Source organism: Koromonas humicola (assembly GCF_059726255.1).
This window is the reverse complement of the sequence record NZ_AP040873.1, coordinates 1,864,773-1,887,216: the sequence shown is the minus strand read 5'-3', so window position 1 is coordinate 1,887,216 and position 22,444 is coordinate 1,864,773. Positions and strand designations below refer to the sequence as shown.

Annotated in this window: 20 protein-coding genes and 3 tRNA genes; 8 read left to right on the top strand and 15 right to left on the bottom strand. The window is 54.8% G+C overall.

Going from position 1 to position 22,444, the window contains the following annotated elements:
* Nucleotides 1–26 precede the first annotated feature (26 nt).
* The 3 genes from AC6IZD_RS08165 to AC6IZD_RS08155 form a co-directional block, all read right to left on the bottom strand.
* Nucleotides 27–1,139, bottom strand: a complete 1,113-nt coding sequence (locus tag AC6IZD_RS08165) for a lysylphosphatidylglycerol synthase transmembrane domain-containing protein (RefSeq protein WP_497787194.1) — start codon at nt 1,137–1,139, stop codon at nt 27–29.
* A gap of 185 nt (nt 1,140–1,324) precedes the next feature.
* Entirely contained in the window at nt 1,325–2,026 is a 702-nt protein-coding gene (locus AC6IZD_RS08160; protein WP_497787193.1) for a lytic transglycosylase domain-containing protein, read from the bottom strand.
* 3 nt (nt 2,027–2,029) lie between these two features.
* Entirely contained in the window at nt 2,030–2,872 is an 843-nt protein-coding gene (locus AC6IZD_RS08155) for a Cof-type HAD-IIB family hydrolase (protein ID WP_497787192.1), read from the bottom strand.
* A 54-nt stretch (nt 2,873–2,926) separates the two neighbouring features.
* On the opposite strand from AC6IZD_RS08155, the gene AC6IZD_RS08150 reads away from it, so the two are divergent.
* Genes AC6IZD_RS08150 through AC6IZD_RS08140 form a run of 3 tightly spaced genes read left to right on the top strand, consistent with a single transcriptional unit; the run spans nt 2,927 to nt 6,350 of the window.
* Nucleotides 2,927–3,655, top strand: coding sequence for a tetratricopeptide repeat protein (locus AC6IZD_RS08150; RefSeq protein ID WP_497787191.1), 729 nt, complete (start codon nt 2,927–2,929; stop codon nt 3,653–3,655).
* A gap of 48 nt (nt 3,656–3,703) precedes the next feature.
* The gene (locus AC6IZD_RS08145) at nt 3,704–4,990 is read left to right on the top strand and encodes an alanyl-tRNA editing protein (protein WP_497787190.1); all 1,287 of its coding nucleotides are present in this window, start codon (nt 3,704–3,706) and stop codon (nt 4,988–4,990) included.
* 4 nt (nt 4,991–4,994) lie between these two features.
* Nucleotides 4,995–6,350, top strand: coding sequence for a sensor histidine kinase (locus tag AC6IZD_RS08140; RefSeq protein WP_497787189.1), 1,356 nt, complete (start codon nt 4,995–4,997; stop codon nt 6,348–6,350).
* A gap of 10 nt (nt 6,351–6,360) precedes the next feature.
* Here the strand turns inward: AC6IZD_RS08140 and bshA are convergent, their stop codons facing one another.
* From bshA to AC6IZD_RS08125, 3 genes are all read right to left on the bottom strand, one after another.
* Nucleotides 6,361–7,506 (bottom strand): N-acetyl-alpha-D-glucosaminyl L-malate synthase BshA, encoded by a 1,146-nt coding sequence (gene bshA / locus AC6IZD_RS08135; RefSeq protein ID WP_497787188.1) that lies wholly within the window; start codon nt 7,504–7,506, stop codon nt 6,361–6,363.
* Nucleotides 7,507–7,513: 7 nt separating this feature from the next.
* Nucleotides 7,514–8,428: a ChbG/HpnK family deacetylase gene (locus tag AC6IZD_RS08130; protein ID WP_497787187.1), complete on the bottom strand. Its 915-nt coding sequence runs from the start codon at nt 8,426–8,428 to the stop codon at nt 7,514–7,516.
* Between the two features lie 75 nt (nt 8,429–8,503).
* A complete protein-coding gene (locus AC6IZD_RS08125) occupies nt 8,504–8,878 on the bottom strand; it encodes a response regulator (RefSeq protein WP_497787186.1) in 375 nt (124 codons plus the stop codon).
* 218 nt (nt 8,879–9,096) lie between these two features.
* Here AC6IZD_RS08125 and AC6IZD_RS08120 point away from each other — a divergent pair.
* Nucleotides 9,097–9,173: transfer RNA gene (locus AC6IZD_RS08120), tRNA-Val, on the top strand.
* Between the two features lie 63 nt (nt 9,174–9,236).
* Nucleotides 9,237–9,313, top strand: a tRNA-Asp gene (locus AC6IZD_RS08115).
* A gap of 149 nt (nt 9,314–9,462) precedes the next feature.
* Here AC6IZD_RS08115 and AC6IZD_RS08110 read toward each other — a convergent pair.
* The 7 genes from AC6IZD_RS08110 to AC6IZD_RS08080 all read right to left on the bottom strand — a co-directional run bounded on the left by AC6IZD_RS08110 (nt 9,463) and on the right by AC6IZD_RS08080 (nt 17,290).
* The gene (locus AC6IZD_RS08110) at nt 9,463–9,849 is read right to left on the bottom strand and encodes a c-type cytochrome (protein ID WP_497787185.1); all 387 of its coding nucleotides are present in this window, start codon (nt 9,847–9,849) and stop codon (nt 9,463–9,465) included.
* Entirely contained in the window at nt 9,846–10,739 is an 894-nt protein-coding gene (locus AC6IZD_RS08105) for a hypothetical protein (RefSeq protein ID WP_497787184.1), read from the bottom strand. The genes AC6IZD_RS08110 and AC6IZD_RS08105 overlap by 4 nt, the downstream gene beginning before the upstream one ends.
* Nucleotides 10,740–10,889: 150 nt before the next feature.
* The gene (locus AC6IZD_RS08100; RefSeq protein ID WP_497787183.1) at nt 10,890–11,198 is read right to left on the bottom strand and encodes an MTH1187 family thiamine-binding protein; all 309 of its coding nucleotides are present in this window, start codon (nt 11,196–11,198) and stop codon (nt 10,890–10,892) included.
* A 122-nt stretch (nt 11,199–11,320) separates the two neighbouring features.
* Nucleotides 11,321–12,346: an electron transfer flavoprotein subunit alpha/FixB family protein gene (locus tag AC6IZD_RS08095; RefSeq protein WP_497787182.1), complete on the bottom strand. Its 1,026-nt coding sequence runs from the start codon at nt 12,344–12,346 to the stop codon at nt 11,321–11,323.
* 2 nt (nt 12,347–12,348) lie between these two features.
* Nucleotides 12,349–13,053 carry an electron transfer flavoprotein subunit beta/FixA family protein gene (locus tag AC6IZD_RS08090; protein WP_497787181.1) on the bottom strand — a complete coding sequence of 235 codons (705 nt, stop codon included), beginning with the start codon at nt 13,051–13,053 and terminating at the stop codon, nt 12,349–12,351.
* 152 nt (nt 13,054–13,205) lie between these two features.
* Nucleotides 13,206–15,083, bottom strand: a complete 1,878-nt coding sequence (locus tag AC6IZD_RS08085) for a hypothetical protein (RefSeq protein WP_497787180.1) — start codon at nt 15,081–15,083, stop codon at nt 13,206–13,208.
* The gene (locus AC6IZD_RS08080; protein ID WP_497787179.1) at nt 15,080–17,290 is read right to left on the bottom strand and encodes an acyl-CoA dehydrogenase family protein; all 2,211 of its coding nucleotides are present in this window, start codon (nt 17,288–17,290) and stop codon (nt 15,080–15,082) included. Before AC6IZD_RS08080 ends, AC6IZD_RS08085 begins: the two co-directional genes overlap by 4 nt.
* A gap of 508 nt (nt 17,291–17,798) precedes the next feature.
* Between AC6IZD_RS08080 and AC6IZD_RS08075 the strand changes: the two genes are divergently transcribed.
* Entirely contained in the window at nt 17,799–19,232 is a 1,434-nt protein-coding gene (locus AC6IZD_RS08075; protein WP_497787178.1) for a methyl-accepting chemotaxis protein, read from the top strand.
* A 351-nt stretch (nt 19,233–19,583) separates the two neighbouring features.
* On the opposite strand, the gene AC6IZD_RS08070 is transcribed toward AC6IZD_RS08075, so the two are convergent.
* Nucleotides 19,584–19,657 (bottom strand) — tRNA-Gln (locus tag AC6IZD_RS08070).
* A gap of 187 nt (nt 19,658–19,844) precedes the next feature.
* Between AC6IZD_RS08070 and miaB the strand changes: the two genes are divergently transcribed.
* Complete coding sequence (gene miaB, locus AC6IZD_RS08065; RefSeq protein WP_497787177.1) at nt 19,845–21,218, top strand: tRNA (N6-isopentenyl adenosine(37)-C2)-methylthiotransferase MiaB; 1,374 nt, start codon at nt 19,845–19,847, stop codon at nt 21,216–21,218.
* A gap of 39 nt (nt 21,219–21,257) precedes the next feature.
* Nucleotides 21,258–21,731 (top strand): bifunctional nuclease family protein, encoded by a 474-nt coding sequence (locus AC6IZD_RS08060; RefSeq protein ID WP_497787176.1) that lies wholly within the window; start codon nt 21,258–21,260, stop codon nt 21,729–21,731.
* A 3-nt stretch (nt 21,732–21,734) separates the two neighbouring features.
* On the opposite strand, the gene AC6IZD_RS08055 is transcribed toward AC6IZD_RS08060, so the two are convergent.
* The gene (locus AC6IZD_RS08055; protein WP_497787175.1) at nt 21,735–22,421 is read right to left on the bottom strand and encodes a SprT-like domain-containing protein; all 687 of its coding nucleotides are present in this window, start codon (nt 22,419–22,421) and stop codon (nt 21,735–21,737) included.
* Nucleotides 22,422–22,444 lie beyond the last annotated feature (23 nt).

Genomic DNA, 22,444 nt, shown 5'->3' with positions numbered 1-22,444 from the left:
GCGGGATTGTATCAGCAGCAGGGCTATCAGGGTGCTTTCGTTGTGCTAGCCTCGGCTTCTTCCTCCTCGTGCGTACTTTCCTCCGAGAGCTTAACGAATGAAATCTTTTCGAAACGGGCCAGCAGAAGTCCTGCTGGAATTACCGACATAAAAGTGACCAGCCACAGCATAATGCCGCAGCTAACCGCCAGTTCTCGCGTGACATTGTACGGTTCACTGCTAAACAGGCTGGATTGCAACACGCCGATGACGGCCAACTGGGAGCCTCCAACGCCGCCCGGCAATTGGACGACCGATCCGAGCATGCTCGATCCCATGACCAGTAGCACATCCTCCAGCCTCATCGTATTCATGCGTGCGACGCGCTGGACGCCTTCCGGGTCTCCTGATACCAGCACAGGTATCTGAGGGTAGGCATGCAGGACCTCAATGTAAGCCCCAGCTATCATCAGCCACATGCAAAGGGAAACCACGACCAGGTAAACGAAGGACTTCCTGTCATGAATCGTGTTGAACCCTTCTTTGAACGATTGCAGACGTGCCCGAAGTGCCGTAGCAGCTTTCCCCGAGGCTCTCCTGAGCAGTGCAAGCAGAATAACAAGCACAAGAACGCCAACCACAAGCAGCGGAATCTTATGACTCGCGTTCCTGGCGGCCACGTGCAGGCCGTTTCGCAAAGACTCCAGAAGAACCTGTCCCAGCTTGCCGCCCTTTAGGGCTAGAAACCCGACCATTAGTACTGCTACAGCTCCCAAATCAAAGAAGCGTTCCACAGTCCAGACGGCGAGTTGGGAGGTAAAAGTGAGCTTCTCCTTGCGGGCGATCAAGTACGGGCGGGCGAACTCTCCAGCTCTGCCGAACAGTCCCAAGGCGGCGAACCCAATAATCTGTGGAGCTACAAGCCGTCGGAAACTGGTCGGAGCTGTTGGTTTCAGAAAAATGGCCCAGCGGATCGCTCGGAGAACATAGGCCAGATAGATCAGCGCGACTCCTGCGCCGATATGCCACAGGCTCACGCCTCCGGTATATTGCCGAAACTTTGCCCAGTCGAATGTGCGCCAGGAGCGAAACTGGAAGTACACCAGAACCGCAAGGATAGCTGTAATAACAATCAATGAAAGAAGCTGTTTTTTCTTCATAAAGGAAGAGCTTGCCGGAACTATTTACGGGAGCCTTTCAAGCGTAGATGGTCAAACCGTTGCGAAGGCAGCGGGAAATGCAGAACTTCACAAGCGACAGACTGATCGGCGAAGCCCATTCCATTGTACAAGAGCGGCACAGGCGGGCTAAACCTTTTTGCACCAGAAACTTGCAGTTAGGGGATTCAGTTCACTTTTCGATGTTCGCGTGTCGGCGAAGCCGCATCGCTCTTTTCAGCTACAACGGCTCGTGTCTTGGATTTTCGCTTGCTGTTGTTGTAGTCGTGAACCACTCGCTGAACATACTGCTGAGTCTCGCGATAGGGAGGAACGCCTTTGTAGCGGTCCACAACTGCGGGACCGGCGTTGTATGCAGCCAATGCCTTCACAGCGTCACCGTTATAGCGCTCGAGCAACTCCCGAAGATACTGTGCTCCGCCATGTACGTTCTGCTCGGGACTGAAGCTGTCCTTCACCCCCAACTTTAATGCCGTTCCCGGCATTAACTGCATTAATCCGCGAGCGCCGCACCGGGAAACCGCTTTAGCGTTTCCTGCACTCTCTTGCTTAATAACACTGTCAATGAAATCGGAATCAACGCCGTGCTTCTGCGATGCTTCTCTCACGATTTCGTGAGTGTTTTTGGGCGGGTCCTGCGGAGGGAGCTTCAACTCTTGGTCAGGTTCCGTCGTATACGACGCAACCTCTTGAGATGGGACGTCTACATAGCTCGTCTTTTCGTCGTCAACATAGAGGCGAACAAAGCCCTCGTGCGCTTCCCGAGTGCGGTGGCGGATTGTGAATCCGTTTCTCAATTCAGCTACTTCCACCGCAAACAAACTACTTGTCAGCAGCAGAAATATCGCGCTCAGGCGTAGTGCTCGCATCCTTTAACTTGTACCTTTCAATACTGCTTCCACAGCGTTTGCGACTCCATGCTCGTTGTTGCTCAGCGTCGTCTGCCAACCGCGGTCGCGCAACTCCTCGCTCGCGTTTCCCATGATATAGGCGTACCCCGCAAATTCAAGCATTTCTATGTCGTTGTAATTATCCCCAATCGCCATTACTTCGTCGGGCTTATAGCCTCTAAATGCTGCCCACCGTTTGAGTGCCGCACCCTTCGTACAGCCTTTGTTCAGAATGTCGACGATGCACAGGTTGCGCTCGTCATATTGAGTCTTCAGGGCGGTGATTCGGGAGAGTAAAGCTGGATTTCGCTTCAGATGAGCCTGCGCTCGAGCCATGCGGTCTACCGTTCCGCAAAACATCGCCTGTATTGGGTCGGTATTGATCCCGCTCTCGATTGGATGCACCACACGTATGAATGGACGGTTCTTTTCGATCCACTTCTGGATGGACGCATTCAATTCATCCAGCGTTTCCAGAAGTAACGTCCCATCGCCATCTCCATCGAAGGTGACTACCAGATTGCGCCTGAACTCTGACATATGAGCCACGAGTTCGCGCGTGGCCGCCAACGAAAGGGGATCGCGATGGAATAGAGACCCGTCACTTGTCTTCGTAACTGCGCCATTAGAACTAATTAGGGATGTCTCAAAGCCCAGCGCCTTGGCCACAGGCAAAGCGAAAGCGTGTCGTCGCCCCGTCGCCAGCAGAATCTCTATCCCCAGCGAGTGGGCCTTGTTCAGTATGGCGAGGTTCCGCGCGCTCACCTGGAAGTTGGAGTCGAGCAGGGTGCCATCAATATCGATTGCGATCAGGCGAACGGGCATTATCAGGATTTTACAACTTCTATTCTGGATACTCTGAATGCTAGGATTTTGGCAATGCTATCTCGATACTTTTCCTGGGGCCTGTCTGGCATCGTGCTGATGGTTATGGCCCTGATCCATTTCGCGCGCCGGCAGCCAAGCTTCTATTGGCTTTATTTGATCATTTTTCTCGGGCCGCTCGGAGCTGTAGTCTACCTGGCCGTCGAGGCACTCCCTGAACTTTTCGACCCAGGGGCCTTGCGCTTTCTTGAGCGCGGCCGCCGCATTCGAGAGGTTGAAACTGAAGTTCAACATAATCCCTCTGCCGGGAACTACGAAGAACTCGGAAACCTCCTCATTGACAAGCACGACTGGGCCCGTGCCCGCGCCTGTTTCGACAAGGCTCTGGCGCAACGCACTGATTCCATTGATCCGTTCTATCGACGTGGCCTAACCGAGATTGAACTCGAGGACTTCGCTGCTGCTCGTGCCGATCTTGAGCGAGTAGTCGCCGCCGAGCCGGGCTATGACTTTCAGCGCGCCGCCGGATTACTTGCGTATGCCCTCTGGAAAACAGGGGATGTCACCCGCGCCCAGCAACTTTTCGAGCAGGTCTTGCGCACCTCGACGCTCACCGAAACTCAACTCCATTACGCTGAATTTTTAGCCGACCTCAACCGCAAAGAAGAAGCAAAAGCGCAGGCATTGCGAATCAAGGACAAGCGGCCACATATGCCCGGATTTCAGCGCCGTCGCGAACGCAAGTTGTTCCGCCGCAACAGTGCCTTACTACGAAGGTTATAGCCTGTTCATCTCCACATAGCATTGGCGTTATCATTCCAACTTACGGACATGACTGAACGCCTTCACTATCAGAACTCGTTTCTATACGACTTCAGCGCAGCATTGCTGGAAGTCCGCGATCTTTCAGACGGGCGCCGCGCATTTGTACTCGACCGAACCGCTTTTTACGCAACTAGTGGCGGGCAGCCTTTCGACACCGGGTGGATCGATTTCGTGTCCGCGGATGGAGCCGCAAACCCGTCCCTTCCCAAGGTTCGCGTGCTTGATGTCGTCGAAGACGAGTCTGACAGCAAGATCCTGCACATCGTGGAAGGGCTCGACGTTATTCCAGAGCTTCCGGCCAACGTCCGCGGGTTCATCGACGTGGAACGCCGTCAGGATCACATGCAGCAGCATTCTGGCCAGCATGTGCTCTCGGCCATCTTCCTCAAGCTCTTCAATGCACCCACAGTAGGGTTTCACATGGGATCGGATACGAGCACGATCGATCTCGATGTAAAGAGCCTCAGTGCAGCCCAGCTGCAGCAGGCCGAGCGCCAGGCCAACCAAGCTGCATGGGAAGATCGCCAGGTGCTCATGCACGAAGCTACGCCCGAACAGGCTCTGAAAGCCGGAGTGCGCAAGATTCCAGAAGCCGCACGAGACACCCTGCGACTTATCGAAGTGCGCGGCATCGACCTCTGTGCCTGCGGAGGTACGCACGTAATTACAACCGGGCAGATCGGCAACATTCAGATTCGCAAGACAGAGAAGGTAAAGCAGGGAATTCGTGTCGAGTTCGTCTGCGGCACCCGAGCTTTGCAGGCAGCGCGCAAAGACTTCGAAGTCCTTACTGAAGCGGCCGCTCTCTCCTCCTGTCATATATGGGACGTTCCGGCTCAGACGACGAAACTGCTGGAATCCGCAAAGGCGGCACAGAAGCAGCAGCAAGCTTTGCTGGCGGAGATTGCCACACTCAGTGCGCAGCAAACTCTTGCCCGCGTGCCCGTCGAAAACGGCCGCAAGATTGTCTCCGAATTCCTGCCCGAGCGCGACTTAGCTTTCGCGAAGCTCTATGCACAGAAGCTGGTCGCCACAGAGCCGAATGTGATTGCTCTGATTGCTGCCGGACAGGGCGCACCGACTGTTGTCTTTGCCCAATCTCCAGGAGGCGCTTTCGACGCCGGAGCACAGCTTAAGACAATGGTGACAGCAGTCGGTGGGAGAGGCGGCGGCACTCGTGACCTTGGCCAAGGTGGAATCCCCAACGCTGATATGATTCAGGAACTTCTTTTGCGTGCGAAAAGCGCCGCCAACGAGCTAGAACCGGTACAGTCAGGGACGGTCAAAGGTTAGAGCAATGATCGAACAGCCCATTATTTTGATTACGCTGCTCATACAGCTCGGCGTCTCGGCGGCCGTGAGCAGCGTGCTGGCACGCTCCCGGCGTTTTCGCGTCCTGCTCTTTCATGAGGACCGAGACATTTGGGAAAAGCTGGAAATGGTGCTGTTCATTGGCGGCCCCTTCATGCTCGGCGTACTTGTACGCGGAACCGTTAAGAATTTCCTTGCTGCCGACGTGTCGTTCGAGGCTGCCATTCTCCTCGGGGTGATTGCAGGAAGAACTGCTGGCATTTGCGGAGGCATCCTCGTTTCTTTGCCCTACCTGCTAATGCACCAGTATTTGAACTTGCCTCTGAACGCGATCGCAGGACTAAGCGCCGGATTCTTGCGCGATCTTGCAAAGGATCGGGAAGCTATCTGGTCATTCAGTCCGCTGTTCGATCTCAGCATCTATCGCTGGATTCGTCGAAGCGTGGCGAAGGCATTCATCGATTGGCAGACATCGTTCTTCTTCATGATTCTCGCCCTGCAGTTCCTTCGATTCGAAACGAAGGAATTGTTCCCAAATAACACTTGGGCCCTGGCTTCTCCGAACTGGCTCGTTCGTGCCGCAATCTACATCACTACAGTCATGACCGTCGCGATCGCGTTGAAGGTGCTGAACAACACGCGAATCGAGATGAAGCTGGAAGAGCAGGAGCGGTTGTTGCTACAGGCGCGCATGCAGGCCTTGCAGAGCCAGATCAATCCTCATTTCCTGTTCAATACCCTCAATTCCGTTGCGTCTCTTGTTCGATTCGATCCGGACACCGCGCGCGAGATGATTCTGAAGCTTTCTAAAATTCTGCGTCGGCTTCTGAGAAAAGGCGATTCGTTTGTTGAGTTGCGCGAGGAACTAGAGTTCATCGACGACTACTTAGATATCGAAGTCATTCGCTTTGGGCGCGACAAACTCAAAGTCGTGAAGGAACTAGAGCCGCGCAGTCTCGACATCGTAGTCCCCAGCATGTTGCTTCAGCCTATCGTCGAGAACTCCATAAAGCACGGGTTGTCGCCGAAGATCACTGGCGGCACAATCTACCTGCGCAGCCGAATTCTGGATGCCGGATTGGTTATTGAAGTTGAGGATGATGGCGTTGGGATCGTGGAACCCGGTTCAGGGGAGAGTGAATGGAATGCGCCTCAACACGGAACCGGTATTGGAATGGCGAACGTCCGCGAACGACTAAATGTACTTTTCAGCGATGCTGCCCGTGTTGAAATGGAAAGTCGAACAGGTGCCGGAACCATCGTACGAATACTGCTGCCCATCCCTCGAACAGGTGAGATGGATGGAATCAATTACGACCTACGCATCAATGCTCCGCAATAGCTAACAGACCTTATTTCTTATCCAGCAGTTCTCGATAGAGCGATTCGTACTGAGGAATAATCTTCGTGGTGCAGAAGTTCGCTTGCGCCTTTGCGCGCGCAGCCTTGCGCATACGCTCGAGCATGGCATCATCCTGCAGCACCTGGAATGCGCATTCCGCCATCGTGTTGACATCGCCCACCTGCGCCATAAACCCGTCCTCGCCGTGCGTAATCACCTCAGGAAGGCCACCCACTTCTGAAGCTACTGGAACCACCTCGCACGCCATAGCTTCGAGTGCAGCGAGTCCGAAGGATTCCATCTCGCTAGGCAGCAACATCACGTCTGCAACCGCTAGCTTCTCGTGAATCAGGTCCTGCTTTCCCAGGAAATGGATTCGACTGTGGATTCCTTTTTCGCAGGCCAGTCGCTCCGCCGCGCGTCGATCGGGCCCATCGCCCATCATCATCAACCGCGCAGGAATCTTCTTCTGTACACGATCAAAAATCTCCACCACATCAGTAACGCGTTTGACCGGGCGGAAGTTCGACAAATGTACTAGCAAGCGTTCGTTTGGTTCGGCGTATTCCAGTCGCCGATCTGCCGAACGTTCGGTTCTGCGGTACAGGTTGCAGTTCACGAAATTGTGGATCACATGTATCGGCTTCGTGATCGAGAACTTCTCTAGTGTCGACTTCTTTAGATCATTGGAAATCGCCGTGACCGCATCACTCTGCTCAATCGAGAATCGTGTAATCGGCAGGTAGGAACGGTCGAGCCCGACAAGCGTTATGTCCGTACCGTGGAGTGTTGTCACGTAGGGCAGTCGGCGCGCTTTGCGAACGTGATCACAGCAGAGCATCTGACGTGCAAGCATCGCCGACACTGAGTGCGGAATCGCATAATGCACGTGCAGCAGATCCAGATCGTAAATCTCGGCAACCTCTGCCATGCGCGTTGCCAGAGCTAAATCGTAAGGCGGATATTCAAACAGCGGGTATTGCGAAACCTCCACTTCGTGGTAATGGATGTGAGGATGCGGCTCCGTAAGCCTGATTGGCTGTGAATACGAGATGAAATGGATATCGTGCCCGCGATTTGCGAGTTCGATTCCAAGCTCGGTCGCGACCACACCACTGCCGCCGTAAGTGGGATAACAGGTTATTCCGATTCGCATTCGGAACTCATCCTCTCTGGCCTAGAACTTCGGTCTTCATCGCACAATTCGGCGTAATCGTGTTGAACGAAATCAGCTCAGTTCCGTAATTCTCGTCCAAGTTACTCGCCGTCAGCGCGAGCAGTGCGTTCTTCTCCGCATCGCGGGACGCGCGTAATTTCGTACGAATCGCATCAAGTTCGCTGTCGTTGTAACCAGGATGGCAGACCAGTTCGCAGGTGCCTTGCGGCATCCGCGACAAAAGTGCGCGCAAGCTCTTTTCATCCAGAGTACCGGTCGTAGCCACGCCAAGCGACCCATCTGTAGTTGCGAATCCTGCTTCGCGCACCATCTGACTCCAACGTCGGCGCAACGCCATTCGGAGCAGGCTGGTTTCCGCTTTTCGCATCAAAAGCGTCTTGCTCGCAAGGGCTTGCTGCATGCTGACCGCCCCGGGACATTCGAACGGGTTTCGCACTGTTCGAACGCCGTGCTCCGCCGCGGCGCGCAACATCGGCCGCAGTAAAGACGGGAACATGTGCGTGTGCTTGTGCGAATCGAAATGCGAAATGCTCACTCCAGCATTCTGGATGCGGTCAAACTGAGCCGCGGCCTCGGCATATATCTCTTCAGGTCGAAAGCGCCCGCGTGCCACTGCAACAAGGATTTCAGTAATTGAGTGGTAGAAGCGATTGGTTCCTGGAGCGAGAAGCGATCGGACTTGGCTTGGCGGTGACAGTGGTTCGCCATCAACGAGTACGACATGGCAACCGACACTAAGTTGCGGCATCCGCGCAGCCATTGCAACGGCCTCATCAAATTGCCGAGAAGTGGCCATCAATGTCGTTGAAGATACAATGCCTTTTTCGTGACATTCGGCAATAGCGCGGTTTACTCCACGCGTCAGGCCGAAATCATCGGCATTCACAATCAGCCGTTTCATTTCACAAAGTGTAGCAGGCGGGGGAAGGGAATTCTAATTCAGGAGTGCCTTCAAGGGGACAGCGCTCAACTCTCGTTAAGCGCTCTTCAGCGACTCTTCTGTATCGTTTTCACCAAGGAAGAGCTTGATCTTTTCGAGTAGGGCAGGGAATAGATCTTGCTTCTCAAGCCACGCATCAACTTCGCCGCTGCTCTCAACGGGAGGATAGCCGGTCACAATGATTACGGGCGTGTCCGGCGACTTTTGCCTAACCAATCTTGCGAGTTCCAGACCGTTCATTCCTTCCATCCGGTAGTCCGTAACAAGCATGTCAAATTTCTCGCGGTCGAACTTGGCTAATGCGTCGTGAGCGTTATAGGCATACTCCGCTCGGTAACCCTGCATTTGCAGGATTTCGCAGCTTAGCCTCGCCAGCACTTCGTGATCATCTACGAATAAAATGGCCTTCATATGTCACCCGTATGGAATCCCCTGAAAACGCGCAGTTTAGTACATCCAAACTCGTCACGATTTGATTCCAACGCTCCTATGTAGGATGCCTCAGGTACCCAGCTGTTTTCCACAGTACAGTTTGACCTAATGCGTTACGTTTCATATACTCAATTTGCGAGTTGGTTCCGAAGAGGGCCGCCCCCAAGCCGGGTGACAACGGGTTGGGAGCCAAGTAAGGGCGGTTAGCTCAGCTGGTTAGAGCGCCTGCCTTACAAGCAGGAAGTCGGGGGTTCGAGTCCCTCACTGCCCACCAATCCTGGCCTTTTCGGGATGAGTTCGCCGACCAAGTAGGTCGGGCATTATCCGCGTACAACGCGGGGTCGTAGTTCAGTTGGTTAGAACGCTGCCCTGTCACGGCAGAGGCCGCGGGTTCGAGTCCCGTCGACCCCGCCATTAAACTGAAGAAGTTCGATGGCTTAGATACCCCCAGACATGGGGGTTTTCTATTTGTGGTGAAAGCAAGAGAAGCCTGATTTCTTCAGACGGCAACACATCTCACTCGCCCCAGAGTGTGTTCTACGCAGGCGTTGAGCTCTGTTCCTTCAGCGCTTCAGTGACTTCACATACGAAATAATTTGCCAAAGTTGATCATCGGGCAATCTCGACCATGACGGCATTCCTTTTCGAAGACTCCCATTGACGAGCAACCAGTGCAGGTCCCCCGGCGTGGCCTCGGTCTGCACACGGTCGCTCAACAGAGATGGGCGCTTTCCTTTGCCGTTTGCGTCCTCGCCGTGACATTTTGCGCAGTGATCCTCATACAGCAGCTGGCCGGCGGATCTGGCGTCCGCGCTTTCGGCAAGAGGGTTCTGTCGGGAGTGTTCTCGTGCGGGAACTTTCTCAATCCAAACCGTGGTAGCCCAAAGGAGTGTCGGCGCGGCTATTGTGAGCAGGAAAAAGGCGAAGGGCCGAACCCCAAGTTTGTTCATCGCGCACCACCTTTGGGCAATGCGCTCAGAAGCTGGGGTATTTCGTAAGACACGCCAAATCGATATAGACGCGGCACGCTAAAATCGTTCAGCCCGAAGTTTGGCGAGAACGTGAACGTGGTTCCATTCGGCGTAGTCCAGTTGATCGAGGGGCCGAGATACTGCGACGTCTGTCGCGTTCCAAATGAATATCGGTCACCAAGTCCCCCATACATTTCAACGCCCGCGGAGAACTTTTCTAGACAAAACGTGCACTTGTAAGAGCTTGCCTTCAGTCGCAATGGACGACTTGCCGCCAGGGCATAGCCAAACTCCCAAGGTTCGTTCGACAAGTTCTTTTCGGCAATGATGTTCTCGCTGACGTTCCAGCCTTTGAAATTGCTCGACAGAATTAATTTCAGCTCAATTTCTCGTTCTTTTTCTGCGCGGGCCTCGCTGTTCCGGTCGGCGAAGTCGGCTTGCCCATCATGGCCAACCACTTCACGCAGAGTTTTATCTGCACTGATGTTTTCGAATTCCACATAGAGGACTGGATTGATCTTGTGTTCGCCCATCAGGGGACGAAACCGATTCTCGAACCTGAACCCAGTGAAGATCGTGCTGTCGTGCATCGTTGATTGGCCATCGAGATAGAATTCGCTCGTCCACCAACCTGTGACTCCGTATTCAAATTCCATGTTCCCGGCCGCGAAACGATTCGCAGCATCTGGCTTGCCGGTGACACCTTTGAACTCGATCTCAAGATTGCCCGGCTCTTCCATCTCGTGGGTATAGGTAATGAAGTACGGTCTCTCCTGCGCGGTTGAACTTGCTGTTGAGAAGACCGCAATTGCTAAGAACACGATTACACGGGAAATCCAGGCCCTATCTCCAACTGCGAGAATGCTCACAAAGACGTCCTCCGTCCCCACCCGGGGGATACTGAAAATGAAAAGCAGGTTCAATACGATCCAAGTTGGATATTACCAAAGCGGAAACAATGCACGGCTCTCCTTTATGTAAAACTTCTGTCGGAGAAACTCAGACGCACTGTGATCGCCTTATTCGCGAGACAGTCGCTTCCCGAGAACCTGTTCGACGTCTTTCACCTTTCCTTCGAGTCTTCCTGTGGCCCCTTGGCGATCGTCAAGCGTGATGTGCGTCAAGACCCGCGGCGCAAGCTCTCGGACGCGGCGATGGCATTTCAGAATCACCTCTATAACAGCCGATTCGTCGCCTTCGATAGTAGTCTGCATGGCTCCTGCTTTGTACGGAAGCCCCGAACCGTCAACAATAGCCAGGGCTTCGGCCACAATCTCCTTAACTCCTTCGTCCGTCCCCATCGGAACAACTGAGAAACTTGCTAGCATTCCAATCCTCCTTGTAATCAACCCCGTATCTTACCCCCGAGCCTAGGCTGCCTGTTTTTCTCTCGCAGCAAATGAAAACGCCGCGTATGGACGCGGCGTAGGATTCAAAACTACTCGACTGCTTACTTCTTTTCAGCCAGAAGGGCATTTACCTTCGGCATGACCTTGAATGCATCTGCAACGTACAGGACGTCTGCCTTACCACGAGCCCAGCCACAATTGGGATCAAGACTAATTGCACGACGCTCATTGATGAACCGCCATCCCACCACGTGTGGTTCCTCGCCGTGGCAGCATGTTGCCAATCCTTTGGGGTGGCGCGGAGTCGAACCAGTCTGCCCAATCTGGTTCATGTGGGTCATGAATTTCAGCACTTGCTGGTTCTCGCCTGTTTGGTCTGCTAGTGACTTACTGCTGCCCAGCGATGCGTCGGTTGAATGCAGGAATCCAAGAATGAGCTTTTCGGCTTCGTCTGCATGGACTTGGCCATCAGCTTGTTTCTTCGTCCATCCGGCGCCTGCAACAAAAAGCACCTTCGCCCCGGGCCGAATCGTCTGCTCATCTTGCGCTGGAGCCTGGACCCCGGTGACAGTCGTTTTCACAGATGGCAACGTTACGGCGACTTCTTCGATTTCAACCGGCTCGGACTTCGCTACCCACGCATCCTGCGTACCGCTCTCGAGCAGAAGAACCCATGGGCGTCGCTCGCGATGCAGCACGGCTTCAATGCGTTGGCGATAGTACCAGCGTGTCGCCTCCAGCGCGTTCCCCTTGTTTACTGCTGTAATGTGCGTGTCTGCGAAGCCGCCAAGGCGATAAGCCACACCGGGCATTACGCGAGCAAAACGTGAGCTTTCTGGAGCAAGGATCAGCGTAGCCTCAGTCGAACGGCAGATGGCCTCACATCCGGCGGCGTCAGTTGCGTAACGCGCCTTGGCAAAGGCCTCACCCGAAACCGACAACACACGGCTCGCGGCCCCCGCCACTGCCTGTGCTGCCGAGCTTGTATCAGCTCCCAGAATTCCAATGCTGAGCTTCGCTGAAAGTGCGGTCGCCAACTCGACTCCTGCGGAGACGCACTCAAGCGATGCTTTGGTCAAAGCCGATCCCGACTCATCGACATGTGTCAATACAAGAATGTTTTCCATGGCTACTCCGCAATCCATTCCACGATTTCGCGAGCGATTTCGTCTTCCGGCATGTCCTTCACAACGCGAGTCTCGCGGCGCTGTTTCGGCAGGCTCACTGAATCGTAAGTGAGGCCATTCGCGTCTAATTTCACGCCCTTGGCCTTTTGTAGTGCGGGCATGATGCCTCGCATGTTAGCCATGCCGACCTGAGGGTTGTTTCTCGGCTCGGCAAGCGTGCCAGTAGCCCATCCAAGCACTGCGGGAGCACCTGCGCATACCGATACCTGGTGTTTGCCTCCCTCCACACGCTCGAGAACTTCAAAGGAGCCGTCTTCCTTCACAGTGATTTGGTCAACGCCTTGGAACTGGTCGAAGATTGATAGGCGTTCACCGATCACCTGAAGTGTGACGGAGGCACCGCGAGTAGCAGATTCCCAACCGCCAAAAATGAGCAAGTGTTCGCGGTCGAGTCCTGGAATTGCTGTGATCGCGTCCGAGAGAGCAGCGGCAGTCGCGTGCGCATCCGTGAATCCTCCAAGTGGTCCATCTACGGCGACCAGCTCAAATGGAACTTTCTGCGCTACCGTCATCATCACTTGTTGCAGCTTTGCTTTGGGTCCGAGACTTACCAGCCACACCTTGCTTCCTGGATTCTTTGCTGCAAGATTTGCAGCTTCATACAGCGCGGATGCAGCCCAAGGATCGAGCACTGCAGGCAGCATCATTTCGTTCTTCAGTGCGGGGCCGTTCGGACCAGCTAAAGGTTCCAATGTTTGCAGTGGGTCTGGAACTATGCTTGCGCAGACCACAATGTGAAAACCGTTTCCCATGAGTTTCTGATTCCTACATTCTGAGTTGATACTTCAATGTAACGCGATTAGTTCTCTGCGGAATGAAATCCCCCAGCACCCGCGCTGAAATCGATGTTCGAGCATTCGCCATCCGGAGACTGAGTGCAGTTCCAAAGACATGCACCACAGTGCACACATTTCTCGCGATCAAACGCAGGCACAGCACCGTCAGCACGTGTGATTGCCTGACCTGAGCACATCGATACACATGTCTTCTCTTGGCAATGTTCGCAAAGGCTGGGATCGCGGAAGATTACGTGGTCAGCAAACCCCGGTGCGGCTTGCACCTTGCCTCCCATCAGCAGTGCGTCTTGATGTGAGACCAAGAGCTTGCCGTCGCATTGGATTTCCGGCCATCCGCAGGCTTCCATAATGGCGTCGCTCAACAAGCGAGTTCCAGATTTTGCGCTCTCCATTGCCGCTTGCAGTCGGTCATCGTGTAATCGATGTGAATAGAAGCGACGCAGTGAATCGATCTGCTTGTGCGACGGACGAATATTTGCGCCTACTGACAATTTCCCATTTGTAAGACCAGCGAGCGCCATACCGATGAGCCCGCGCACCACTCCTTGGTGGAACCCGTTTCTAGCATCCTTTGCGGCCCGCGCACCTTTCTCGACGAAGCTGCAACGACGGCGCCTCACATAAGTGGTTTCCAGATTCTCTTGCGTGAAAGGCTTGCCAGCACGTAACAGTTCTGCAACCGCTTCTGCGAGTTGCACTCCGGTCGCCCACGCTTCATCTACGCCGGATCCGGTCAGCATATTGGTGCTACCCGAACCTTCACCGATCCGTGCATACCCATCGCCAGCCAGGAAAGGTTCTCCGTTTGCACCTGACTCTTGCAGAGACTTCGCACCCCAGGAGCGCATAGTGCCACCTTCGAGATAGCGCCAGAGGTACGGATGTTGCATGAAGTGCTGCAAGTATCGATAGGAGCTACGCGTCGGATTGGCCAACCACGACGGGACGAAGATTCCAACCGAGGCAAGATTGTCCGGATGAACATAGAAGAATCCGAAAATCTCCGGTTCTGGGAAGCCGAATGTATGGAAGACCGTGCCTGGTCGTAGAGGGCTACCTTGCGGTAACTCCACCACCATCTTCATGCCGACGGCCCACTCGCGCTGATGATGTCCATTGGGCATCCCGAGGGTATGGTCGATGCTGCGACCCACTGGACCGACAGGGCCATCACCCACAACCGTCAGTGCAGCGTGCACGTCCATGCCCGGCATGAACCCACCTTCCGGGGTTCCGTGACGATCTACACCCTGGTCGGCGAGGCGAACGCCAATGACTGCTTTGCGGTCGAAAAGGGCAGTGCCTACAGGAGTTCCCGGCCATATCTGTGCGACACCACTGCTCATGAGTTGGCCACCAACCCACTGGTTGAACTGTCCTATGGACATTACCAGCCCCTCGTGTTTCTGGAGGAACGCTGGAGTATAGGGAAGGTCGAGGGCGTAATGCTCAACCGGAAGTACACCGCTCAATGCTCGTATAGCAGCATCGCCAGCGCGCAATGCCCATGAACGTCGGCTTGCTCCGATGGGATCGAGCAGGTATAGCACTTTCTCCTGCTTGACTGGGACCATCATCGGAACTTCCGAAGGGTTCAGTTCGGGGAAGCTCTGACGGATTGCCGCGCCCTGTGTCACAACACCGCTAACGCCTGCGGCAATATCGTCCGCTCGCTCATAGCACAGCACCTGCAGAGGCATTCCCGGAGCCGCCTTGCTTTCAAGCGCTGGATCGGCCGGGTTGGCAGCGATTTCCCGAGTTAGCGTAGTGAGAAAGCCACCCATCGCCGGACCGAATCCCACGCATGCAATATCAACTTCCATTTGCGGGCGTTCTACCGTCTCCTGACTAGCATCCGTTTGCATGTTTACGTCGCTCATGCGGGGTAGTCCAATGCTTCAGGAATCATGACCTTCGACACGGTTTCTGCGGCGCGGTCCTTCGCAAGGCGCGAGCCCGTCAGGCATGTCGCCAGCTTGTTTTGAAGGCGCAGGAAATCGACCGAGCCCGAGCATCCTGCGCACGGTCCAGCCTTCACCGGGTGCACTCCATCAGAGATCACGTCCGTCGCGCACGCAGCGAGCCCGGGGATGAACCCTTCCAGCTCATCCAATTCCTCAACTTGGAAACAGGCTTTGTGACCTTCGGCGTCCCATGCTGGGTGACGATTGTAGCCATAGACCAGTTCGGAGCAGATTCGCGAGACCTCCCCAGCGGCGCGGGCTGCCTGAACGTGGCACAAGTCGCCAAGGAACTGGAGCGTGGCGGGCAATCCTTCGGAAACGGAGGGATCGTTGCTGCCGCGTGCCTCCAATTCCTGCACGTCGAGGATCTGGCAGCGCGATGCAAGCAACCAGCAAAGTGCATCCGCCAACGCAAACGTCACTCCCTGACGCTGTCCATGGTAGAGTTTGTCGCCATTCGCATCCTTAGCGTGGAGTGTGTAGTTCAGTGTCCAGAGCCACATCGTCATTGCGGTCGCAAGAGTGCAAGCGCCAGTGCCGGGACGCTCTGAGGCGATGCCGCGCATTTCTTTGATCCAGCGGCGGAACTGAGCCAGGAACACCTCGCTGGTCATCGTGACCGTCAGTTGGCGGCGCTGCACAGCTTCGGGGCCCTCGTAGGTCGCTTCAAGCTGCGCGTCCATCCATTTGTTGGCGAGGAATCCGGGGCAGTCCTCCGTGATCCCATAGCCGCCCATCAGGCTCACAGCCTCGCGCATCATGTTTGCTCCCTGGCCGGTATTCCAGAGCTTAGTGGCAGGGCAGAGCACGTTAGCTGCGGCATCAACCAGGGCATACTGAACGAGAGGATCAGATTCCAGTTCGGCGCGACGCTCGGGTGTGAGGTGATTGCTCATCAACTCAATGGCTCGGGCTTCGGTCTCACGCAGAGCCTTCATTTCGGCGCGACCGCCCTGAACTCCGCGCTCGAGCAACATCTGTGTCTTCTGCTTCTCCAACGGATCGAGCTCGTCGAACAGCCGGGCGGCAGCGAAGCCAAGTGAAGCGCTTGCCTCGCCAGAGGCCCACACATCCACGAGTCGCTGCAGCGCGTCCTCACGCTGCTGAATCCCGAGTTCGTAGCGCAGGCTTCCTTCCTTGATCGTCTCGGCGCCGCGAAAACGCGTGCGCTGGTAACGGATGACAGGTTCGACTGCGGAAAGGAGTTTTGCAGAGGTCATAAGGCCAACGGTCACGCGCGTGCGACGGAATACAGCCTCAATGACTTCGCTGTGGCTGTAGTTCGGCACGATCTGTCCGTCTTTGATCGTGTATCCGCCGACAATGCGGCTGGCAGGAACCTTGAGACTAAAGATCGGATCACCGGTGGACGAAAGCTGGTGAACCAGCTTCTTGGTAGCCGTTCCGCGATCAAAGGTTCCCTCGTCACCGTCCTCAAGAATAATGACGCAACTCCCCTTGATGCGTTCGTCGCCAGACTCAACCGCTGCGGTGGCAAAGTCCGCGCATGCGATGTTGGTGATGAAGCGTCCACGTTTCTCCACCTGAAGCATCGGTTCTTCACCGGGCTTCCATTCCGCAATCGTCATACGTCCGCTGAGCAAGCCGGTATCTACGCCAACGTAAGGAATGGGTTCGGTGAGGGCGAAAGCTCCGCGTCTGGTTTTGCGGTTCTCGCCAGGTTGCGGAGGAGCTGCCAATGCCATGTAGTGCGATTTCTGATCGGCTGTACCGCGCTCGTGAATGGGGGCTAGAGCGAGGAACCCCGCGAGACTTGCCGTAGCGGCTCCGCCATCAACCCAGGCAAGTTCGAAGGCTGCCAGGGAGAGAGCCAGATTCTTTGGACCACTGATAAATCCGCCTTCTTCCGGCTCCATGAACGCTGCCGTGATACCAGCGTTGTCAAAGGCCACCATCATGTCGTTCTTAGCCGGGGTCCATTCGTGGGTGTTGCGCTCTCCAGAGGCAACCATGTGCGCAACCGGACCGCGCGCGACGGCTCGAGCCGACTGTACCAGCATTTGTAGATCGAATCGGTCTGCAAATCGCCACAGAATCTGGCGAACGGCATCTCCGGGGAGAGTGAGCATGGCGCCCACCTGAGGAACAGTAGTTGTACCCATTTATGAGTCCTTTCGCGGATAAAACATTCTCTTTTACGCACAAACATTGAGGCTGTGACGTGGGTCAGTCGCGACGGTGATATTGGCAGTTGAGAACTCTTGAAAATACGAGATTCCCTCTACGCGAAGTCCTTGAGGGTGAATGCAGTGCCGGGAAACGGTCTCTGGGGAGTCAAGCAGAAAAGCCCAGATCAATGAGGGACGCGCCCTCCGGAAAAGGAGAACGATGTTCGCCGAGTGCACGTAGAGGACAGTCGACCCCGGGGATGGGCTCGAAAGAGTGAATTGCCAAACGATAAACCGACTGAGCAAGTTGGCAAGTATGCGGCGTTGAGTACGTAGTTAATGGTTGGAGAGTCGCATGGTCTCGATCTGCTCGCGAAATCGAGACAGAAGAAATTGCAGCTTCCGGATGTGCGGTTCCGTTCCCGGATTCCAACTAATGAACTGTAAACACACTGCCGATAGTACCCGGACGGTATTGCCACTACTCAGAGGTCTCTAAGAAATGTCGCTCAAGCAAAAAGCGCTCGTAGCAATTGGATCGATCTTCGCATGCGTGTTGCTCTTGTCGCTGTGGTCGTTTTACATGCGTTCCGAATACGATTCGAAACTGGATACGGCTACGGGGCCCATCGTCCAAAAGCTCAGAATCGGCGCGGAAATCAAGACTGAACTTGCATTGATGCGACTGCACCATCGTGGATTGCTCGAGTTCTCGCTAGCGCACGATCAGCAGAAGGCAGATATGAGCCGGCGGGAATTCGATCAGGTAGTCAAGGACATAGGAGCGCACTACGACGAACTGGAACCTTTGCTTATGAGCCCCGAGATGCGAGGGCTGTTATCGAATATGCGGCAAAAGACCAGTGAGTACGTGTCGAGCCATCGAGCTTCGGACGAACTGTGCCGACAAGATAAGGCAGAACAGGCGGTCAAAGGGGCAGACAACTCAGTCGCGATTGGCAAAGAATTGAGTTCCTCTGCAGAGAAAATCTTGAAGCACCAAGAAAAGCTTGCGGCGGAAGCGCACGAGAGAGCTGCGGATCTAAGCAGCCAGTCTCTGCTCGTGAATGGATTTGTGGTGACACTCTCCGTCGCATCCGTGCTAGGAGTCTGGTTTGGTGTATCGAACGTAATTGTGACGTTTGCACGACAGGCGGATCAGTTGACGCAGACTGCCGAGCAGGTGTCGAGCGCGGCCGGACAAGTCTCGGCGAGTTCACAGGCTCTTGCACAAGGCGCATCTGAGCAGGCCGCTTCGATTCAAGAAACATCTTCATCTACTCACGAGGTAGATGCCATTACTCAGCAGAATGCGGTCAATGCAGTAGATGCAGCCACCGCAGTCGAGTCATCGCGAGAGAACATCGAAGCAGCGAGTCTTCGGTTGAAAGAGCTGGTGGTTTCCATGCAGGAAATCTCCAAATCGAGTTCACAAGTCGAGAAGATACTCAAGGTGATTGACGAGATCGCTTTTCAAACCAACATCTTAGCCCTGAATGCAGCGGTTGAAGCTGCACGGGCGGGTGCCGCAGGAGCTGGGTTCGCCGTTGTGGCGGATGAGGTACGTACTTTGGCCCAGAGATGCGCGCAAGCGGCGAAGGAGACCTCTCAGCTGATTGAATCTTCAGTAGAGAGCGTGATGAATGGCAGCGCAAAGGCATCTGCAATGGAGGCTGCGATTCATGTTGTTGTCGAAGAGGCGGGGCATATCGGATCGATTATTGAGGCTGTGAAATCGAGCAGCACAGAACAGCAACGCGGGTTGTCCCAGATTTCTTCCGCAATGTCTCAGATGGAAGCGGTGACTCAAAAGAATGCTGCAACGGCCGAGGAAAGCGCAGCCGCCGGTGAACAGCTGAATGCCCAGGCGCAATCTCTCCGGGTGATCGCAGTAGGCATGTCAGCACTGGTAGATGGGGGAGCCGTTCGTTACTAGGTTCGCGACTTGTACCTGGGCTCGAGCAATGAGTGAACGCCAGATTTGTCGTTCAGAGCACGACACTTCTCGCAGAGAGCAGAGTCGCACTGAAAGAAAGAGAACGCTCGCTGGCGGCTCCATGGCGCTTTGAACCCCGCAAAATAAGTTTAGCGTGATCGTGCCCGAGACATCCTGATTGCGTGTTCGTCATAGGCAGTCCTTGTCGCGTCCTCAGAAAGCAGGACCGAGCAGGGAATCGCCAATCGTTAGCAAACGCTGTGATGGCTTAAATGTGCCGGATTCCTTTTTAGGGTGTTAATAGAGAAAGGCTGGATTAGTTTAGTGCCGGGGTGTACCGCGTCGGAGTCTTGGCTGCCCCCCAGGGATTCGAACCCCGATAACCTGCTCCAGAGGCAGATGTCCTACCATTGAACGAGGGGGCAACTTCAAGCTTCTGCGTTGAAGCAATGATCTGATGATAGAGACTGGAAGAGCTTTCGTCAACTTGGGTTATGCACAGGATTATGCGGAATTGAGAAGCCCTTCGAAGGTCTAGTTGAATCTGCGATAATTAGCCGAAAACGTGCGAGGACATTTGGCGGTTCGCGCAGCGAAGTTTAAGGATTTGGCGTGAGTTCCAATCAGCAAAAGACATTTTTCATTGAGACCTTCGGCTGTCAGATGAATTTTCACGACTCGGAGAAAGTCGCAGGATCTCTTGTGTCTCAAGGGTATCGGCAGGTGCAGTCCGTCGAAGACGCGGACTTGATCTTCTACAACACTTGCTCGATCCGGGACAAAGCTGAGCAGAAGGTTTTTCACCGTCTGGCAGACTTCAAGCGACTGCAAAAGGCAGGGAAGAAGTTTGCGGTGATTGGGTGCGTTGCGCAGCAGGAAGGGGAACGCATCTTTGAGAGAGCTCCGCATGTGTCTCTTGTGGCGGGGTCGGCGAGCTACCGGAACTTGCCAGAGATGCTGGTTCAGATTGAACGCGGGGAGCGCGCGACGGGGCTCGATGATCGCGAGACAGAGGAGACGTTTGAGACAGACTTCACAGCACGAACTAACCCTCATCGCGGGTACATAACAATCATTGAGGGCTGCGACAAGTTCTGTGCCTATTGCGTTGTGCCGTACACGCGTGGTCGGGAGCGCAGTCGCACCTCGGATTCAGTACTGGAAGAGGCGCGCCGGATTGCAGACTCCGGACTGACAGAGATTCAGATGCTCGGGCAAAACGTGAATTCTTATTCCGATCCTCTCGGGCGCCGCAATTTCGCTGAATTGTTGACTGCCGTGGGGCAAGTTCCGGGAATCCGGCGTGTGAGGTTCACCACCTCGCACCCGCGTCACTTCACACGCGAGATCGTAGAGGCAATTGATTCTGTACCGACGCTCTGTGACCACGTACATCTGCCCGTGCAGAGCGGATCCAGTAGTGTGCTGGCTGCGATGGCCCGCGAATACACACGTGAGCAGTACCTCGAACGCATATCGTGGATCAAGGCAGCAAGGAACAGGAAGATCTCGATTACCACGGACATCATCGTGGGATTTCCGGGTGAAACGGCTTCTGACTTCGAACAAACGGTCACGTTGCTGGACGAAGTGCAGTATGACGGGATCTTCAGCTTCAAGTATTCGCCGCGGCCCAACACTCCCGCGCTCACAATGGAGAACGCAATCTCGGAAGAGGAGAAGACTCAACGGCTTGCTATTCTCAATGAGCGGCAACGCGAAATACAGCGGAAGAACTACGCAGCACACGTCGGAGAGGTGCTTGAAGTAATGGTTGAGGGTTTTCAGCCCACGCGAAATCAAGTCACCGGACGCACTTCGCAGAACAAGACACTGAATTTTACCGTTCCCGAAGGGATGGCTTCTCCAAAGGTGGGGGGCTATGCTGACGTGCGAGTCGTTCGTTCGCATCCTAACAGTTTGGTGGGCGAGATGGTGTCAGCGGTCGAGGTGCCGGTTTCAGAGCCGCTGTTCAAGATTGTCTGAGCTCAGTGAGGGCAGAGGGAGGATCGTGTGGAAGTCGAAATGAGAATTCGGGGACTCATGTTGGATCCAACAACTAACATGCCCATCATCGTTCTCAAGGACGTAAACAGTGATTCCGTTCTGCCGATCTGGGTTGGGGTTTTCGAGGCAAATGCGATTGCGCTTGAGATCGAGAAGGTCTCTCCGCCACGTCCAATGACGCATGATCTGCTCAAAAACGCGATCACAGGACTTGGAGCGAAGATCGAGCGCGTCGTAGTCACGGAACTTCGCAACGATACGTTTTATGCCGTGATCTGGGCGACGAGGAACGGTGAGCCCATCATGATTGACTCTCGTCCCTCGGATGCGATCGCACTCGCGATGCGTACCGACTGTCCGATATACGTGGACGAGGAAGTGCTTCAAAGTTCTCGCATGGCAACAGGTTCGACCGGTCGGATTACTGGCGACGATCTGCGACGGTGGCTGGAAGGTTTGAGCGACGACGACCTAGGGCGCTACCGAACGTAGGGCTTACAGCGTTCTAAGGAAAAGCTTAGCCTCTTCGATGTAGGGGAAAGCGTTCTCGTCGTCGCGGAACTCTTTCCCATGAACGCAGCGACGACTGCCTCTCATTCGTACCGGATGCTTCAGGTGGAGCATTTCGTGATACACGATGTACTCCACTGCCAAACGCGGCACGCGGGCTTGATCGAAAACCTTGCTGATGATGATGGCGTTGTGCGCCGGGTCGTAGTGTCCCAATAAATGGCGAGCTTTCTCCGCGCTCCAACTCATCTGTGGCCGACCAAGGAGGCCGTGGAAGAACCGCATGTTCAAGGAATCAAAGACTTCATCCAGGTCGTAGTATCGCCCTTTCGCCGATTCCAAGCGCTTACGACCACGTAACTGCCGTACCTGCTGTGCCTTTTCCATCATGCTGTGCGAACTGATGTAGCGCCGATATCGCGAGGTGTGGCCCGCGTCGATTGGTTTGCGATAGATCTTAGCGAAGAGGATGTGAACGATGGCCTTCAGCACTGGTTCGGGCGCACCTTCCAGCAGATCGGAAAGGCGAACCTTCAGGCGTCCATCTGTCAGGCGAATCGTGTTGTTGATGTTCGCAAAAGGATAGAACTGAAGATCAAATTCAGGGAGAGGAGCCCGTGGCCGGAGTTCCCGATACGTATCATGAAGCAGAGGCAGCAGCGAATCCTTCAAAGCAAGTCCAGATTACCAGAAAC